Below are 16,806 nucleotides of genomic sequence, written 5' to 3'. Positions count from 1 at the left end.
GGGAGCCTGCCGGACGGTTCCATTCACTCATCCCCTTGGGATTGGGCCACGCGTCGCAAGATCAGAAGAAGCGGTTCTGCCCCTGACCTGAACCCACTCTCTGAGGTCATCCCGGGCCTGACCCGGGATCCATTCGTTCCCAGAGCGATGGAAAGGCGAGTGGGGACGGGCGGATCGGGAAGACCTTTCCGGAGGCGGTTCGCGGAGGACAGGCCAATGGATCCCGGCTCGGGGGCCGGGATGACCGAATGGAGGGGCTGTGCCCGAGCGGCGGGTATGAGCTGGCAGTTGGACAGGAACGGCGCACGGCGCGCGCTTGCTCGATGCTTCTACCCGCTCAGCACCTCGGGATGAGCCCACGCGTCGCAAGATCAGAAGAAGCGGGTTTGCTTCTGAACCGCCCCACCCTCTGAGGTCATCCCGGGCCTGACCCGGGATCCATTCGTTCCCAGAGCGATGGAAAGGCGAGTGGGGACGGGCGGATCGGGAAGACCTTTCCGGAGGCGGTTCGCGGAGGACAGGCTAATGGATCCCGGCTCGGGGGCCGGGATGACCGGATGGAGGGGTTGCGCCCGAGCGGCGGGTACGAGCAGGCCGTTGACTCAGATCTGGAGACGTGGAGGGAGCCTGCCGGAAGGTTCCATTCACTCATCCCCTTGGGATTGGGCCACGCGTCGCAAGATCAGAAGAAGCGGGTTTGCTTCTGAACCGCCCCACCCCCCGAGGTCATCCCGGGCCTGACCCGGGATCCATTCGTTCCCAGAGCGATGGAAAGGCGAGTGGAGACGGGCGGATCGGGAAGACCTTTCGGGACGCGGTTCGCGGAGGACAGGCCAATGGATCCCGGCTCGGGGGCCGGGATGACCGGGTGGAAGGGCTGTGCCCGAGCGGTGGGTATAATCAGGCCGTTGACTCAGATCTGGAGACGCGGAGGGAGCCTGCCGGACGGTTCCATTCACTCATCCCCTTGGGATTGGGCCACGCGTCGCAAGATCAGAAGAAGCGGTTCTGCCCCTGACCTGAACCCACTCTCTGAGGTCATCCCGGGCTTGACCCGGGATCCATTCGTTCCCAGAGCGATGGAAGGGCAGTGCTGGCAGGCGGTCCGGGAAGACCTTTCCGGAGGCGGTTCGCGGAGGACAGGTCAATGGACCCCGGCTCGGGGGCCGGGATGATTCTGGGGGGCGGCAGCCGGGTCGGACGAAGCGTCGCTGGTCGCTTCGGTGGGCAGGTTGAATCAGATTGTGAAGGGCTTCCGGTTGTTCCTTCCCTGCGCTATGGCCTCGGGCGTTCGGCATTCAAAAAGCAGAAGCGGTTGCTTTTTGCCGGCTGCGCCGAACATGCCTCACCCTTCGTTCAGCATTTCCAGCTCCAGCCACTGCTCTTCGGCAGCTTCCTTTTTCTGTGTCAGATCAGTGATTTGCTGCGAAAGTCTGGCAAACTTGTCAGGGTTCTTCGCATAGAGTTGCGGGTCGTTCATTTCCGCCTGAAGCGCTTCAAGCTTTGCTTCAAGTTTTTCGATCTCTTCAGGCAGGGTCTGAAGCAGGTGCCGCTGCGTGAAGGTCAGTCTGGATTTCTGCTGCGGCTTTTGCGCCGGAGGGGGCGGTGCGGCAGGCTTTTCCTTCCTGGACGGCGCGGCAGGCTTGCCGGCCTTGCGGGCGGTGACGCCTTCGCCGCGCTGGATCAGCATGTCGCTGTAGCCGCCGGCATATTCGCGCCACAGGCCGTTGTCCTCCGAAACGATCACGGAGGTCGCCACCCGGTCGAGAAAATCGCGGTCGTGCGAGACGATCAGGGCGGTGCCGGGATAATCGGCCAGCAGTTCCTGCAGCAGGTCGAGGGTTTCCAGGTCGAGGTCGTTGGTCGGTTCGTCGAGCACCATCAGGTTGGAGCTGTTGGCGAGCGCCCTGGCGAGCATGGCGCGGGCGCGCTCGCCGCCGGACAGTGCGCTGACCGGGGTGCGGGCCTGTTCCGGCGAAAACAGGAAGTCCTTCATGTAGGACATGACGTGTTTGGTTTCGTCGCCGATGACGACCGTGTCGCCGCGTCCACCGGTCAGGACGGCGGCCAGGGTGTCGTTGAGGTCGAGATTCTCGCGCTTCTGGTCGAGCGTGACCATTTCCAGGTTGGTGCCGAGCCGCACGGTGCCGGTGTCCGGCGCGAGTTCCCCGGTCAGCATTTTCAGAAGCGTGGTCTTGCCCGCGCCGTTCGGTCCGACGAAGCCTACCCGGTCGCCGCGCTGGATGCGGGTGGAGAAATCCTTCACGATGTCGCGCGTGCCATAGGATTTGGAAATCCCCTTGGCCTCGATCACCAGCTTGCCGGAGACCTCCGCTTCCGTGGCGCTGAGCTTGGCGGTGCCTTGCGGGCCGCGATGTTCGCGCTTCTGCTTGCGCAGGTCCGCCAGTTCACGCACCCGGCGCATGTTGCGCTTGCGGCGTGCGGTCACGCCGTAGGTCATCCAGTGTTCTTCGCGCTTGATCTTCTGGGCGAGCTTCTGCTGGTCGATTTCTTCCTGCTCGAAGACCTCGTCGCGCCAGGCCTCGAAATGGGAGAAACTCTTGTCCATGCGCCGGCACATGCCCCGGTCGATCCACACGGTTGCCCGCGACAGGTTTTCCAGGAAGCGCCGGTCGTGGGAAATCAGCACGAGTGCGGATTTCAGACTTCGCAGCTCACCCTCCAGCCATTCGATGGCCGGTAGATCCAGGTGGTTGGTCGGCTCGTCGAGCAGCAGGATATCCGGCTCCGGCGCGAGAGAGCGGGCCAGGGCCGCGCGGCGCGCCTCGCCGCCGGACAGGGAATTGGGGTCTTCCTGGCCGCTCAGGCCGAGCACGTCCAGCAGATAGGCCCCCCGATAGGGATCGTCGCCTTCCGTCAGCCCCTCGTTGACATAGTCGAGGGTGGTCGCATAGCCGGAAAGGTCCGGATCCTGCGGCAGATAGCGCATGGTGCGACCGGGCTGGACGAATCGCTCGCCGGAATCCATTTCCACCATGCCCGCGGCGATCTTCAGGAGCGTCGACTTGCCCGAGCCGTTGCGCCCGACCAGGCACAGGCGGTCGCCCTCGGAGACGGAAAGCTCCGCTCCGGTCAGAAGCGGCGTGCCGCCGAAAGTCAGGTGAATGTCGCGCAGGATGAGAAGGGGCGGGGCCATGAGTGCCTTGCTGGTGCCTGGGTCACGTATCGTCGGATCGGCGCCCGGTTTACTGGCCGGACCGGAACCGCGCAAGCGTGTTGGCGAAGGCAGCCCGCTTTTTTGATCGGCGGCTGCGAGATTTTCGCACGATTATCGGCTATGATCCGGTGACGTGGACAGGGGCCGAGCACCAGAGCGCAGACCGGGAAGGCCCCGGCTGTCAGGAGGAAGCACCATGCCTGATCAGATGACACTGCTGGAAAAGACCGAGAAAGACCTGCCGCGCCCCGTGGCGGCGCGCCTGTCCGGAGCCTTCAGGACGTTCACCGCTGCGGCACTGCTCTGCATGGCCATCGGCGGGGCCGCCACCCTGACCGCGCCAGGGCAGGCCCGGGCCGACGGCATCTACTTCAGCGGCAACGGCTTTGCCGTCGGTATCGGAACGCGCGGGTTTCGCGGTGCCTATTTCAACGGGCCGGTCGGTTTCTACGGCCCGCCCTACCGGCCCTATGGCGCTCCCTATTATTATCACCCCTATGACTCGCGCGCCTATCCCTACCGGTCCCGGGTCTATGTCAATCCGCCCCGCCGCCAAAGGGGACATCACGCGGGGCAGCCCAGGCGCGTGCCCTATACCAAGACCGGCCTGGCCCCGTTCACACCCGAATGGGTGGCCTATTGCGCACGCAAGTTCAAATCATTCAACCCCAATACCGGGACGTATCTGGCCTACAGTGGACAATACCGGTTTTGCCGCTAGGCCCGGAACAAAATCGCATGTCCGGGTACAAGGCGAGGGGTAAAGTATAAAAATCGGGAAAATTATTCCCGATAATTTAAGGGCGTAGCAAAAATATCGCCTTTTTACAGCTTTCGACGGAACGTGTCGTTGGGGAATGCTTGATTGCACGCAAAGAGCGTGGAATCTTGTGACGCATCGTTTCTGGATGCAAACAAAACCACGAGGGGAGAGCGATATGTTCAAGTCCGTGCGCGTCGGCGCGTTTGCGGCTGCTCTGATGGCTGCCACTACTCTTACCGCGACAGCGGAGATGGTCTATCACCGGGGCAACACCGCGGATCCGGAGACCCTGGACCAGCACAAGACCTCCACGGTCTATGAAGCGCATATCCTGCGGGACCTCTACGAGGGGCTAGTCGCCTATGGCGCCGACGGCAAGATCATTCCGGGCGTTGCCAGCGACTGGACCGTTTCCGAGGATGGCAAGGTCTATACGTTCACCTTGCGTGACAATGCCAGATGGTCCAACGGTGATCCGGTGGTCGCAGGCGACTTTGTCTATTCCCTGCGCCGCATCATGACACCGGAAACCGGCGCCAAATACGCCAGCGTGCTTTACCCGATCCTGAATGCCGAGGCCGTCAACAAGGGCGACATGCCGCCGGAGGATCTGGGCGTCAAGGCGCTCGATGATCACACACTGGAAATCTCGCTGGCCTCGCCGACGCCCTATTTCATCGACCTGCTCGGCCATCAGACCGGCCTGCCGGTGCATCCGGCCACCGTCGAGAAATTCGGCTCCGACTTCGTCAAGGCGGAAAACATCGTCACCAACGGGCCGTTCACCCTGGCGGAATTCGTGCCGAACGCCCATGTGAAGGCGGTCAAGAACCCGTATTTCCATGACGCCGACAACGTGAAGGTCGATGCCGTCTATTTCCATCCGACGGAAGACCGGGGCGCGGCGCTGCGCCGGTTCCAGGCGGGCGAGCTGCATACCAACAATGACGCGCCGACCGAACAGGTTGCCTTCATGCGCGAGAACCTGGGCGACCAGTTCCGCGTGGCGCCCTATCTGGGCACCTACTACTACGCGCTGAACCATGAAGACGAGGCGCTGAGCAACCCGGATGTCCGCCAGGCCCTGTCCATGGCCATCGACCGGGAGTTCCTGGCCGACGAAATCTGGGGCTCCACCATGGTCGCCGGCTATTCCTTCGTGCCGCCGGGCATCGGCAACTACGGCGAACCGGCCTATGCCGACTACAAGGACATGTCCCAGATCGACCGCGAGGACAGGGCGCTCGAACTGCTCGAGAAGGCCGGCTATGGTCCGGACAACCCCTTCGAGCTGACAATCAACTACAACACCTCCGAAAACCACAAGAACACGGCCGTTGCCATTGCCGACATGTGGAAACCTCTGGGGGTCGAAGTGTCCTTGATCAACACCGACACCAAGACCCACTATGCCATGCTGCGCGACCGTCAGGATTTCGATGTCGCGCGGGCCGGCTGGATCGGCGACTATTCCGACCCGCAGAACTTCCTGTTCATGGTCGAGAGCGACAACGACGGCTTCAACTACGCCCGCTACAACAATCCGGAATATGACGCGCTGATGGATGAGGCCGCCGTGACGGTGGATCTGGAAAAACGCGCCCAAATCCTGAAGAAGGCGGAAGAGCTTTTCATGCGGGATCTGCCCTTCATTCCGATGATGTACTACGGCTCGATGAATCTTGTCTCCGACAAGGTCTCCGGATTCGAGGACAACCTCCTCAACATCCACCCGAGCCGCTGGATAACCATCTCCGAATGAGCTGACACCACCGAACCGGCAGGGCAAACCTGCCGGTTCCGGCAAGGCGGCGACAAAAGACCGTCGTTGAACAACAGGGGCAAAGCCTATGCACCGCTATGTGCTCGGTCGATTGCTTGGCGCAATCCCGACCCTCTTTCTGATCGTGACCATCTCCTTCTTCCTGATCCGGATCGCCCCGGGCGGTCCGTTCGATCTGGAAAGGCCGCTCGAGGCCAAGGTGATGGAGAATCTGAACAAGATCTATCACCTGAACGAACCGCTCTGGAACCAGTATCTGCTCTATCTCAAGAGCGTCGCCCGGCTGGATTTCGGCCCGAGTTTCTATTTCCGTGATTTCACCATCAACGAACTCTTCGCCCAAAGCCTGCCGATCTCGATCCAGCTCGGCCTGTCGGCACTGTGTCTGGCGCTGGTCGTGGGCGGGACCATGGGGGTCTTTGCCGCGCTGCGCCAGAACAGGCCGGCCGACTATTCGGTGATGGCGGCCGCGACCCTCGGCGTGACGGTTCCCAATTTCGTCGTCGCGCCGATCCTGACCCTGATCCTCGGCGTCTGGCTCGGCTGGCTGCCGGTGGGCGGCTGGAACGGCGGTGCTTTCGTCAATGTCATCCTGCCCGTCGTCACGCTGGCGCTGCCGCAGGTGGCGGTGGTCGCGCGGCTGACACGCGGCTCGATGATCGAGGCCATGCGCTCCAATCATGTGCGCACGGCCAGGGCCTACGGCCTGACCGGCTTCATGGTCATCGTGGTGCATGCGCTCCGGGGCGCCATCCTGCCCGTGGTTTCCTATCTCGGCCCCGCGGCAGCGGCGCTTCTGACCGGCTCGGTGGTGATCGAGACCATCTTCGGCATTCCGGGGATCGGCCGCTACTTCGTGCAGGGGGCTCTCAACCGGGACTATACGCTGGTGATGGGCACCGTCGTGGTCGTCGCCTGTTTCGTCATCCTGTTCAACCTCGTGGTGGATCTGCTTTACGCGCTGCTCGATCCGCGCGTGCGCTACGATTGAGGAGGAGAGCCGCCATGACCCTCACCGTGACAAACACCGAAGCGCCGGTCAGGGGACGTTCCCTCTGGGACGATGCCCGGGACCGGCTGCTGGCGAACCGCGCCGCTGTCGCCAGCCTGATCGTGCTGGCTTTCATCGCCCTTGTTTCCGTCTTCGGGCCGATCCTGTCGCCGCATGACTTCGACACCGTCTATCGCGACTACGTCAAGGTGCCGGCCAGCCTCGAAGCCTATCCGCGCGCCGACCAGGTTGAGCCCGCCTTCCAGTCGGCCGCCCGCAGGGCCCGTCTCAGTGTCGACAGCTACGAGCGCCAGGGCAGCATGGTGATCGCAAAGGTCAGCTCCAGCCGCGAGATCGACCCGCGCTCCGTGCGCTATATCGACCGCAGCGATCTCTTCCGAGATGCAGACCTGAGCGGACTTTCCGCCGACGGAAAATCCGCAACCCTGTCCGCCGACATCAACTTCATGCATTTCTATTTCGGCACCGACGCCAACGGCCGGGACATGATGACCCGGACGTTCATCGCCGGCCGTGTTTCCCTGACCATCGGGCTTCTGGCGACCCTTGTCGCGATCTCGATCGGTGTGCTCTACGGGGCCACCTCCGGCTATCTCGGCGGCCGGACCGACCAGATGATGATGCGGGTCGTCGACATTCTCTACTCGCTGCCCTTCATCTTCTTCGTGATCATGCTGGTGGTGTTCTTCGGCCGCAATTTCATCCTGATGTTCATCGCCGTCGGAGCGGTGGAATGGCTCGACATGGCGCGTATCGTGCGGGGCCAGACGCTTTCCATCAAGCGCCAGGAATATGTCCAGGCGGCGGAAGCCATGGGCGTGTCCGACCGTGGCATCCTGCGCCGGCATATCATTCCCAACACCCTTGGCCCAGTGGTGGTCTACATGACCCTGCTTGTTCCCAAGGTCATCCTTCTGGAGAGTTTCCTGTCCTTTCTGGGGCTGGGCATTCAGGAGCCGATGACGAGCTGGGGCGTTCTGATTTCCGAGGGCGCGCGCAACCTTCAAGGGGCCGCCTGGATGCTGATCTTCCCGTCCATCTTCCTGACGTCGACCCTGTTCGCGCTGAATTTCATCGGCGACGGACTGCGCGATGCGCTGGACCCGAAAGACCGGTAAGGAGCGGAACATGACCAAGCGGAGCGAACAACCGGTCCTGGCCATCAGAAACCTGACCGTCGATTTCGAAATCGCATCGGGAACGGTCAGTGCGGTCAAGGGGATCGACATTCACGTGAACGCGGGTGAAACCGTCGCCATCGTCGGCGAGAGCGGATCCGGCAAGAGCCAGACCATGATGGCGGCGATGGGGCTTCTGGCCTCCAACGGGCGGGCGAGCGGCGAAGTCGTTTACGAAGACCGCAACATTCTCGGGCTGCCGGTCAGCAAGCTCAATGCGGTGCGCGGCAGGAAGATCACCATGATCTTCCAGGAGCCGATGACCTCTCTCGACCCGCTCTACACCATCGGCCGGCAGCTGGCAGAACCGCTGGTGGTGCATGGCGGCTTGTCGTGGAAAGCGGCCAGGGCAAAGGCGCTGGAGCTTCTGAAGCTCGTGAACATTCCCGAGCCGGAGCGCAAGATAAAGTCCTATCCGTATGAAATGTCGGGCGGCCAGCGCCAGCGCGTGATGATCGCCATGGCTCTTGCCAACGATCCGGATGTGCTGATCGCCGATGAGCCGACAACGGCGCTCGATGTGACCACGCAGGCCCAGATCCTCGATCTGCTTGCCGATCTTCAGAAGCGGCTCGGCATGTCCGTCATCTTCATCACCCATGACCTCGGCATTGTCCGGCGCATTGCCGACCGGGTCTATGTGATGAAAACCGGCGAAGTTGTCGAAAGCGGAGAAACCGCGGAGATCTTCACCCGGCCTGCACATCCCTATACGAAAATGCTGCTGGATGCCGAGCCGGCCGGCCACAAGCTCCCGGTTCCCGACAGCGCACCGGTCCTTCTGGAAGCACAGAAGATGCGGGTCGAGTTTTCCTTCGAAGCCGGATTTCTGGCACCCGGGCACATCCTGCGGGCGGTCGACGATATCAGCTTCTCTCTGCGCAAGGGGCAGACGCTCGGCGTCGTCGGCGAAAGCGGTTCCGGCAAGTCGACCCTGGGCAGGGCGGTTCTCAACCTGCTTCCGGCGCAGGGGCGCGTCGTTTTCAAGGGGCAGCAGATATCCGGCCTGGACCGGGCATCCATGCGGCCGCTGCGCAAGAACATGCAGCTTATCTTCCAGGACCCCTTCGGGTCCCTCAGCCCGCGCATGACGGTCGGGCAGATCATTTCGGAGGGACTGCTGGTTCACGAGCCGGCCCTGACCGCCAGGGACCGCGATGCGCGGGCCTGTCAGGCGCTGGAGGAGGTGTCGCTTGATCCGGCAATGCGCAACCGCTATCCGCACGAGTTTTCAGGCGGGCAGCGCCAGCGGATTGCCATTGCCCGCACCATGGTGCTCAAGCCGGAACTTGTGGTGCTGGACGAGCCGACCTCCGCTCTGGACCGCACGATCCAGAAACAGGTCGTTGAACTGCTGCGGGACCTGCAGGAGGCTCATGGCCTGACCTACCTGTTCATCAGCCACGACCTGGCGGTGGTGCGGGCCATTGCCGATACGGTGATGGTGATGCAGCGGGGCAAGGTCGTCGAAGCGGGCACGGTGGATGCGATCTTCGAAGCGCCGAAAAGCGATTACACAAGGGAATTGATCGGTGCGGCACTGCTGACCCAGAGGCAGGTGACAGAACCGGCCTGACCTCCGATGCCCGGGAAGCGCGAAGGAGACCGTATCCGCGGCAAGTGGTGCGCTCCGCTCCGTCCGTGACCGGGATCAGTGCCCGGTCAGTCCGGGCGTCCGGAGGAAGGCGTTGTCGTATTCATCCCTGAGGCGAACGAGATCCGTGCCGTAGTAATGCGGTGCAAGCATGATGGCGCTCGACAGGATGTGGGACTTCAGCGCATCAAGGGTCTGGTTCACGTCCCGCGCCTCCAGCGCATCGAATATCGAGCGATGACGGGTGACGGGAGGCTGGGCCCAGGTACAGTCCGGCCTGGGTGTCGGCAGCATGACCCGCTGCAGGATCATCGTGGTCCTGACGAGCATCGGTTCCAGGATGGGCATCCGGGCGATCCGGAACAGTTTCAGGTGCAGGGACCGGTCGAGTTCGGCGCAGCCGAAGACGTCGCGGCGAATCCGGCGCTCCTCGAACTGGCGGTCCAGATCGCGCAATTCGGCCAGATTGGCGGCCGTCGCGAGTTTGACTGCCTCGGCAATGCCCGTAGCTTCAATATCGATGCGCAGTTTCAGGAGCAGGCGCGCTTCCAGCGGGCTCGGGTCGGTGACGAATGTTCCCTGATACCCCCGGCGGATGACCAGGCCGAACTGCTGGAGCTGCATCAGGGCTTCCCGGATCGTGCTCTGGGAACAGCCGTAGTCCTGGGCGAGCGCCTGTTCGGTGATCGGGCTGTGGGAGGTCATTTCGCCGGTCAGGATCTTGCGCTTGAGATCCTGATAGACTGCATCCGACTTGCGTGCCCGCTTGGCGCCGGTGGTCAGACCGGTCTGCGAATTCTTGTTCGCAGAGAGATGTATATTCACGCCTTTGCCCCCGATAACGTCAATTTTGAGTGGCAAGACCCGACAGGACCGCTTCCGGAAGCGCATCCGGCTGCAATCCTGTTTTGCGTTGGCATCCGTCCTTCCGGTGGAGGAAAAGAGCGGTCATTGGGGCGTGCCATTCTAATCCAGCCACGTCCCCGGTCACAAGCTCCTGTCTGCGTCTTTTCCGGCCGGAAACGGCCAGCCAGTCATGTGCGCAGTTCAAAAACCAGGCCGGGTTCGGAATTTCCGGCGGCTGATGGAAATCACAATGAATGCATTGTTTCGTGGCCGGCAGCCAAAAGCAATTGTTTAATCAAGACTTTTAGTAACAACTTTGCGAGCGTACCGGTCGGTTTCAAAAAACAGCAGCGTCAAGAGGCGATTGCCACAGGTTGTTTCCAGGGAGCTTGTGATCCGGCGGAGCTGGATGAGGCGGATCGAACCGGCAGGAGCTGGTTCAGAGGGGAAATCCCGGCCAGCTCCCGCTCTCAGGGCGACGGTCAGGCCACCGTCTTTTCCAGCGCGTCCAGCCAGTTCCTGCAGGCGATTTTTTCCAGAACCTGTGAAGTGAACCCTCGGGCGTCCAGCGTTTCCATGAGCCGTGCCAGGCCCGTGACGTCACCCAGGTCCCCGGGCACCATGCATCCGTCGAAATCCGATCCGAGCGCCACGCAATCCTCTCCCATCCGGTCGATGAGATACGCCGCGTGATCGGCGATGACCTCCAGGGAGGTGTCGCGTGAGAAACCTCCGTCCGGACGCAGAAAGGCCACATGGAAATTGATGCCGACGAGGCCGCCGCTTTCCTTGATGGCATCCAGCTGCTTGTCCGTCAGATTGCGGCTGCTGGCGCAGATCGAATGGGCGTTGGAGTGGCTGGCGACAATCGGGCGCTCGGTGATGCGGGCAACATCCCAGAAGCCCTTTTCATTCAGATGGGAAACGTCAACCAGTATGCCCAGCCTGTTACAGGCCCGCACGAGATCCCGTCCGGCTTCGGTCAGGCCGGGGCCGATGTCCGGGGAGGCCGGATGGGCCATCGGGACGCCGTATCCGAAGGCGTTTTCCCGGCTCCATACGAGTCCGAGCGAGCGCAGGCCGCGCTTGTGGAAGTCTTCCAGCGCATAGAATTGCGTGTCGATTGCCTCTGCCCCTTCGATATGAAGGCTGACCGCTAGCTTCCCGCTGTCGATGGCCGACCTGTTCTCTTCCGGCGTACGGCAGATGACGACGGCGCCATCGGAATCGGTGGCGAGTTGCTCCGCGCGCTCCAGGAGTCTCATGGTGAAATCGAAGGCCGTCTTTTGTGGAACGGGTTGAAAGTTGACCGGATCCTTCGGATTGAAGGGCCGGCTGAAATCCTGGTCCGGTCCGGACGGGACGAACATGGCGAACAATCCCCCGGCAAATCCGGCTTCCTGGGCCCTGGGCAGATCCAGGTGTCCATTGTCCGTACGCTCGAAAAAGCTGCGTTCCGCGCCCCTGATCTGCTCGATCTCCAGCTTCAGCAGGGTGTCGTTATGGCCGTCGAAAACGGGATAGGGGGATCTGATCGTTTCGTTTTGCACGCATTTTCCTCGAAAGAACTACTTGTCGCCGGCCGTGGCCGTGACCGTTGGGATGCGACCTAATCTAGTTGTTCCTGCAAAGAATGTAAGGCACCTCGGCGGAATGTGACTTGCAACTCCTGAAAAGCTGTCCCAAGAAGGAGCCGAAAATTCCGGAGGTTTCATGAAGCGCAAATTTTCGCCGCACGAACAGGCGCCCGCTGGCGACGGCAGTCTCATCGCCCGCCGTTCCTTTCTCGCCGGAGGGCTGCTTCTGGCCGCCGCGCCCCTGGCCGCCTGCCAGACTTATCCGGGGCTGCCGGATCAGGCCGAACTGCCCGACGAGGAGTTCGATTACGCTGCGGCCTACGCGGCGTTGCCTGACGGCGACGTCACCTGGCCGGCGATCAACTACAAGAAATTCGACCGGAAATACTGGCGGCAGGTGGTCGAGTACAAGACCCGCGAGAAGCCGGGAACGATCATCGTCGATCCCTACAACAATTTCCTTTACTGGACGCTCGGCAACAAGAAGGCCCTGCGCTATGGCATCGGCGTCGGCAAGGCCGGTTTCGCATGGTCCGGAGACGCCCTGATCCGCGTCAAGCGCGAACATCCGATCTGGCGCCCTCCACGGGAAATGATCGCCCGCAAGCCCTCTTTGGAGCGCTATTGGGAAAAGGGGTACCCGGCAGGTCTGAAGAACCCGCTCGGCGCCCGCGCGATGGATCTGTGGCAGGGCTCGACCGATACGCTCTACCGCATCCATGGCACCAACCAGCCGTCCTCCATCGGCAAGAACGTCTCCTCCGGCTGCATTCGCATGTGGCAGCAGGATGTGATCGACCTGTTCAACCGGGTTCCCCTGCGGACCAAGGTGATCGTTCTTTCAAAGGACCCGGACGCCGACGCGTAAACCGCGCGCAGCGTTCGATTGCCGTCGATCGGTTGCTGAACCGGATTTTCCCGCCGACAGGCCGCGGGCTTCGGGAGACCCGCTGACGGCGGAGCGAGGATCATGAGCGCGGCTGAACGCATGGATGCGTTCAGCCGCGCTTTGTTTGTCTCTTCAGAGCGGCCGCGCCACGTCGTGAAACACGGCGCCGAAATGGCAGATCGCGGCGGCGAGCACGAAGGCGTGCCAGATCGCGTTCTGAAAGGGCAGGCGTTTCCAGGCGTAGAACATGGTGCCGACCGTGTAGAGAAGGCCGCCTGCCAGGATCATGTAGAATCCGAACGTCGAGGCACGTTCGATCAAGGGCTCGATGGCGAATACGACCACCCAGCCAAGTGCCAGATAGATTGGCACGGTGAGGCGATCGACGCCGGTCAGATTGGCCAGCCGCACGATTGCACCGGTCAGTGCGCCGGTCCACACGATGGCCAGAATGATTCCGCCGGTCCAGCCGCCGATGATGATGGCCGCGAGCGGTGTGTAGGTGCCGGCGATCATCAGGAAGATGGCGGCATGGTCGAGGCGCCTGAGGACGCCCGACTTGTCGTCTTTGGCCAGCATGTTGTAGAGCGCGGAGCAGACAAGCATCGTCATCAGGCATGCCGCATAGATCATGACGGTGATCTGGCGCGCCGGATCCCCCGTGTCCCGCAAGGTGAGGATCAGGACGAGCGTTGCGGTCAGGCCGAGACCGATCCCGATCACGTGAATCGCTCCATCGGCGATCAATTCGGCCACTGTCTGGGGTCTGGGCGTGGGCATTGATGTATCCTCAAAATCTCGGTGTCGCGCGCTTCGCGCGGTGATCAGGTCTTGACGATAAGGTTCAGGCCAAAGCCGTGGAAATTGAGGCGGGGCGCCGCTGAATTCGCGAAAACTCTCCCGCCGGCTTTGCCCGAACATGGACAGGATGCTTCATGTTCGGGGCCGGTATCAAGAGGAAAATCCGCGCCGGAGCGGCCGTGAAACCTTCAATCGTGAGATTGGGTTTCCCGGTCGCACAGATGTCCGGACTTCCTCCACACGCGGGTTCCCCGCGTCGTTCTGATGGTCTGTTCGCTTCCGGGCGGCAGACGCAGCCAGGTGCCTTGATCATAGCGCCCGTCCTGGTCCTCGAAACTGCCGTCGACGACAAAATACTCCACCCCGCCGGGAAAGGTCTGCGCATCAAGGGCGGTGCCCGGTTGCCAGTCCAGCATGACGACTTCTTCCTCCGGGCGAATGAAAAGCGGCAGGATCTGTTCCCCGGCACGCCCGGCCTGCCATCCGCCCGGGTCGAGGGTGTTGACCCGCACGAAACTATCGTCACCGGGATGCATCTGGCGCAGTTTCACCAGGATGACGGCGCCCGGTTCGCTTGATGGCACATGCCTGGACCCCGGCGGATTTCGCACATACATGCCCTTGGGAAAGTCGCCTGTTTCATCGGAGAAGATCCCGTCGAGGACGAGAAATTCCTCGCCCAGATCATGATTATGGGCGGAAAAGGAAGAGCCGGGCGCATAACGGACCAGACTGGTCGCGCGGGCGACCTCCTCACCGTCCCGTTCCAGCATGCGCCGCTCGACGCCGGCCATGGGGGAAGGCACCCAGTCGAGCTCGGTGCTGTCGACGACGGCGCGCTGTGTCAGATCCGCATGAATTTTCATTGTGTTTCTCTCCCCCTTGCAGAACATCTATAAGCCACCTCTGGAGCTCTGCTTTCAGAAATGGTGCTGCAGACCGGTAAATGAAGAGACAAGTTCCGGATTCTGCCCGAGAGAGCCGGTCGCCATGCGTGACAGGCGGTGGAATTCAGGGAAAACCCGGGATTGCGGTCCCCGCGGCTTTGCAACAGACGAGGAATCATGCTGACTACCGCACTGCATGAATTCACATGACGGAGTTTTCGCCGCACGGTCCACAGCCGTGCCTGAAGTGGTCGCATGACGGTACAGATTGACATTGGAGAATTGACAGGCGGCGCGCGGGCCGGGCTCGACCTGGAAGAGCTGCTGGCCACGCGGCTTCTGGTTCAGGGCAATTCGGGCTCGGGAAAATCACACCTTTTGCGGCGCCTTCTCGAGCAGTCCGCCAGCTGGGTGCAACAGGCGATCATCGACCCGGAGGGCGATTTCGTCTCGCTGGCCGACAAGTTCGGCCACGTGGTGGTGGATGCGGTCGGCACGGAAAAGGATCTGCAGATGATCGCCGGGCGGGTGCGCCAGCACCGGGTTTCGGTCGTGCTGAACCTGGAAGGCCTCGACGCCGACCGTCAGATGAAGGCGGCTGCCACATTTCTGGACGGGCTTTTCGATGCTGACCGGGATCTCTGGTATCCGATGATCGTCGTGGTGGACGAGGCACAGCTTTTCGCCCCCGCCGCCGCCGGAGAGGTGACCGAGGAAGCCCGGCGGCGTTCGCTCGGCGCCATGACCAACCTGATGTGCCGCGGCCGAAAACGCGGTCTGGCGGGCGTCATCGCCACCCAGCGTCTGGCGAAGCTCGCCAAGAATGTTGCCGCCGAAGCGTCGAACTTCCTGATGGGGCGCACCTTCCTTGATATCGACATGGCCCGCGCGGCGGATCTGCTCGGCATGGAGCGCCGCCAGGCGGAAAGCTTCCGCAATCTGGATCGCGGTCATTTCATCGCGCTCGGCCCGGCGCTTTCCCGGCGGCCGGTGCCGGTCAAGATCGGTCCCGTCGAGACAATGGGCCGGGGCGGCAGCCCGAAGCTGATGCCTCTGCCGGAACAGCCCAAACAGGATGCGATGGATCTGATCTTCACTCCGTCGGCGGACGAGGTGCAGCCGGCCCGTCAGCGCTTTGCCGAGCCGGTCGTGTCGACGGGAGACATCCTCGACCAGCTCTCCAGCGCCCAGCGGGCAGGGGAAGAGGCGGCGCCGCAGGCGGAAAGCCTTCTCGACTTCGGTGAGCGGGAAGAAAAGGTGGCCGGGATCATTTCGGAAATCCTCAGCGAGGAGGATGCGGCTTTCCAGCCGATCGCGACGCTCTATCAGGATTTTCAGGTCCGCTGCCGGATCGCCAAGCTTCCCGGTGGCGCGCCCGATCTGCAGACCTTCCGCGAAAAGCTCTCGGTCGCCCGGGCCGGTGTGGAAAAGGGCGAGATGGATGACGGCGACTGGGCCCAGGCGGAGCTGATTGCCGCCGAACTGCCCGAGGACATGCGCGGGGTCTATCTGCTTCTGGCCAAGGCGGCGATCGCCAAGGCGCCGTGTCCGGGAAACATCGAGATCGCCACGGCCTACGGAACACGCTCACCTGGCCGTGCCCGCTGGCTGCTCAGTCACATGGAAGAACGCGGCTTTCTCGTCTGCGCGACGGACCTGCGCGGCAACCGCATCGTGACCCTCACCGACCTCGGCTGGCAGACCGCGCCGGGCGACGAGGCCGCAGCCTGAAGCGGGTCGCGTTCAAGCGGTTTCCTGGCTTCGGGAAGACGCCCGAGGGCACATACGTTCGGGCAATTTTCTGAATTCAATTCAACGCGACATGCTCCAGGGCCGGCCTGTTTTCCGTGACTTGAATTGTCAGGGGCGCTCGTCGAAAGACGGAACGCTATCCAGGTCGTGATCCCAGTCCGCCCGGCTGGCCGAAAAGATATGCGCGTTGGGTCTCGTCGCGACGGGGCTGCTCAGGCTTCCGGCCGGAACGACCAGCCCCTTGCCGCCTGCGCTTTCCCTGGGAAGAGCGGACCCGCAGGTCGAACAGAAACTCTTGCCGAAGCGGGTGTCCGGAAGATGATAGACCTTGACGTTTTCCCGTCCGGAGACCCAGTCGATCGTGCCGTCGGGCGAGAAGAGGTTGGAGGCATGCGCCGATCCGCTGGACTGCCTGCACCGGGAGCAATGGCACAGGAAGAACGCCTGAAATGCGCCATTGATGCGAAACTCGACAGCGCCACAAAGGCAGGAACCGGAATGTGTGGTCATGGTCGTCAACTCTGTCTGTGGAAAGAGGCAACGATC

13 protein-coding genes are annotated in these 16,806 nt (G+C 62.4%); 7 read left to right on the top strand and 6 right to left on the bottom strand.

Going from position 1 to position 16,806, the window contains the following annotated elements:
• Positions 1-1,345: 1,345 nt before the first annotated feature.
• Positions 1,346-3,157, bottom strand: coding sequence for an ATP-binding cassette domain-containing protein (locus DCO57_RS20835; RefSeq protein ID WP_116700849.1), 1,812 nt, complete (start codon positions 3,155-3,157; stop codon positions 1,346-1,348).
• A 217-nt stretch (positions 3,158-3,374) separates the two neighbouring features.
• Between DCO57_RS20835 and DCO57_RS20830 the strand changes: the two genes are divergently transcribed.
• The 5 genes from DCO57_RS20830 (at position 3,375) to DCO57_RS20810 (ending at position 9,490) form a co-directional block, all read left to right on the top strand.
• On the top strand, positions 3,375-3,899 hold the full coding sequence (locus tag DCO57_RS20830) for a BA14K family protein (RefSeq protein ID WP_208978070.1): 525 nt from the start codon (positions 3,375-3,377) through the stop codon (positions 3,897-3,899).
• A 217-nt stretch (positions 3,900-4,116) separates the two neighbouring features.
• Complete coding sequence (locus tag DCO57_RS20825; protein ID WP_116700848.1) at positions 4,117-5,703, top strand: peptide ABC transporter substrate-binding protein; 1,587 nt, start codon at positions 4,117-4,119, stop codon at positions 5,701-5,703.
• Between the two features lie 88 nt (positions 5,704-5,791).
• A complete protein-coding gene (oppB, locus tag DCO57_RS20820) occupies positions 5,792-6,715 on the top strand; it encodes an oligopeptide ABC transporter permease OppB (RefSeq protein WP_116700847.1) in 924 nt (307 codons plus the stop codon).
• Between the two features lie 14 nt (positions 6,716-6,729).
• Complete coding sequence (locus tag DCO57_RS20815) at positions 6,730-7,854, top strand: ABC transporter permease subunit (RefSeq protein ID WP_116700846.1); 1,125 nt, start codon at positions 6,730-6,732, stop codon at positions 7,852-7,854.
• A gap of 10 nt (positions 7,855-7,864) precedes the next feature.
• On the top strand, positions 7,865-9,490 hold the full coding sequence (locus DCO57_RS20810; protein ID WP_208978069.1) for an ABC transporter ATP-binding protein: 1,626 nt from the start codon (positions 7,865-7,867) through the stop codon (positions 9,488-9,490).
• Positions 9,491-9,565: 75 nt separating this feature from the next.
• Here the strand turns inward: DCO57_RS20810 and DCO57_RS20805 are convergent, their stop codons facing one another.
• Positions 9,566-10,333 (bottom strand): GntR family transcriptional regulator, encoded by a 768-nt coding sequence (locus tag DCO57_RS20805; RefSeq protein ID WP_165814798.1) that lies wholly within the window; start codon positions 10,331-10,333, stop codon positions 9,566-9,568.
• 503 nt (positions 10,334-10,836) lie between these two features.
• Positions 10,837-11,904, bottom strand: a complete 1,068-nt coding sequence (locus tag DCO57_RS20800) for a dipeptidase (protein WP_244287989.1) — start codon at positions 11,902-11,904, stop codon at positions 10,837-10,839.
• A gap of 163 nt (positions 11,905-12,067) precedes the next feature.
• Between DCO57_RS20800 and DCO57_RS20795 the strand changes: the two genes are divergently transcribed.
• On the top strand, positions 12,068-12,799 hold the full coding sequence (locus tag DCO57_RS20795) for a L,D-transpeptidase (protein ID WP_116700843.1): 732 nt from the start codon (positions 12,068-12,070) through the stop codon (positions 12,797-12,799).
• 153 nt (positions 12,800-12,952) lie between these two features.
• On the opposite strand, the gene DCO57_RS20790 is transcribed toward DCO57_RS20795, so the two are convergent.
• Both DCO57_RS20790 and DCO57_RS20785 read right to left on the bottom strand, forming a co-directional pair.
• Positions 12,953-13,600: a hemolysin III family protein gene (locus tag DCO57_RS20790; RefSeq protein ID WP_116700842.1), complete on the bottom strand. Its 648-nt coding sequence runs from the start codon at positions 13,598-13,600 to the stop codon at positions 12,953-12,955.
• A 209-nt stretch (positions 13,601-13,809) separates the two neighbouring features.
• The gene (locus tag DCO57_RS20785; RefSeq protein WP_116700841.1) at positions 13,810-14,487 is read right to left on the bottom strand and encodes a cupin domain-containing protein; all 678 of its coding nucleotides are present in this window, start codon (positions 14,485-14,487) and stop codon (positions 13,810-13,812) included.
• Positions 14,488-14,763: 276 nt separating this feature from the next.
• Between DCO57_RS20785 and DCO57_RS20780 the strand changes: the two genes are divergently transcribed.
• Positions 14,764-16,239 (top strand): ATP-binding protein, encoded by a 1,476-nt coding sequence (locus DCO57_RS20780; protein ID WP_116700840.1) that lies wholly within the window; start codon positions 14,764-14,766, stop codon positions 16,237-16,239.
• Positions 16,240-16,368: 129 nt separating this feature from the next.
• Here the strand turns inward: DCO57_RS20780 and DCO57_RS20775 are convergent, their stop codons facing one another.
• Positions 16,369-16,770: a GFA family protein gene (locus tag DCO57_RS20775; RefSeq protein WP_116700839.1), complete on the bottom strand. Its 402-nt coding sequence runs from the start codon at positions 16,768-16,770 to the stop codon at positions 16,369-16,371.
• Positions 16,771-16,806 lie beyond the last annotated feature (36 nt).

The organism is Labrenzia sp. 011, assembly GCF_003075075.1.
GTDB lineage: Bacteria > Pseudomonadota > Alphaproteobacteria > Rhizobiales > Stappiaceae > Roseibium.
This window is presented reverse-complemented; position numbering and strand designations above follow the sequence as displayed.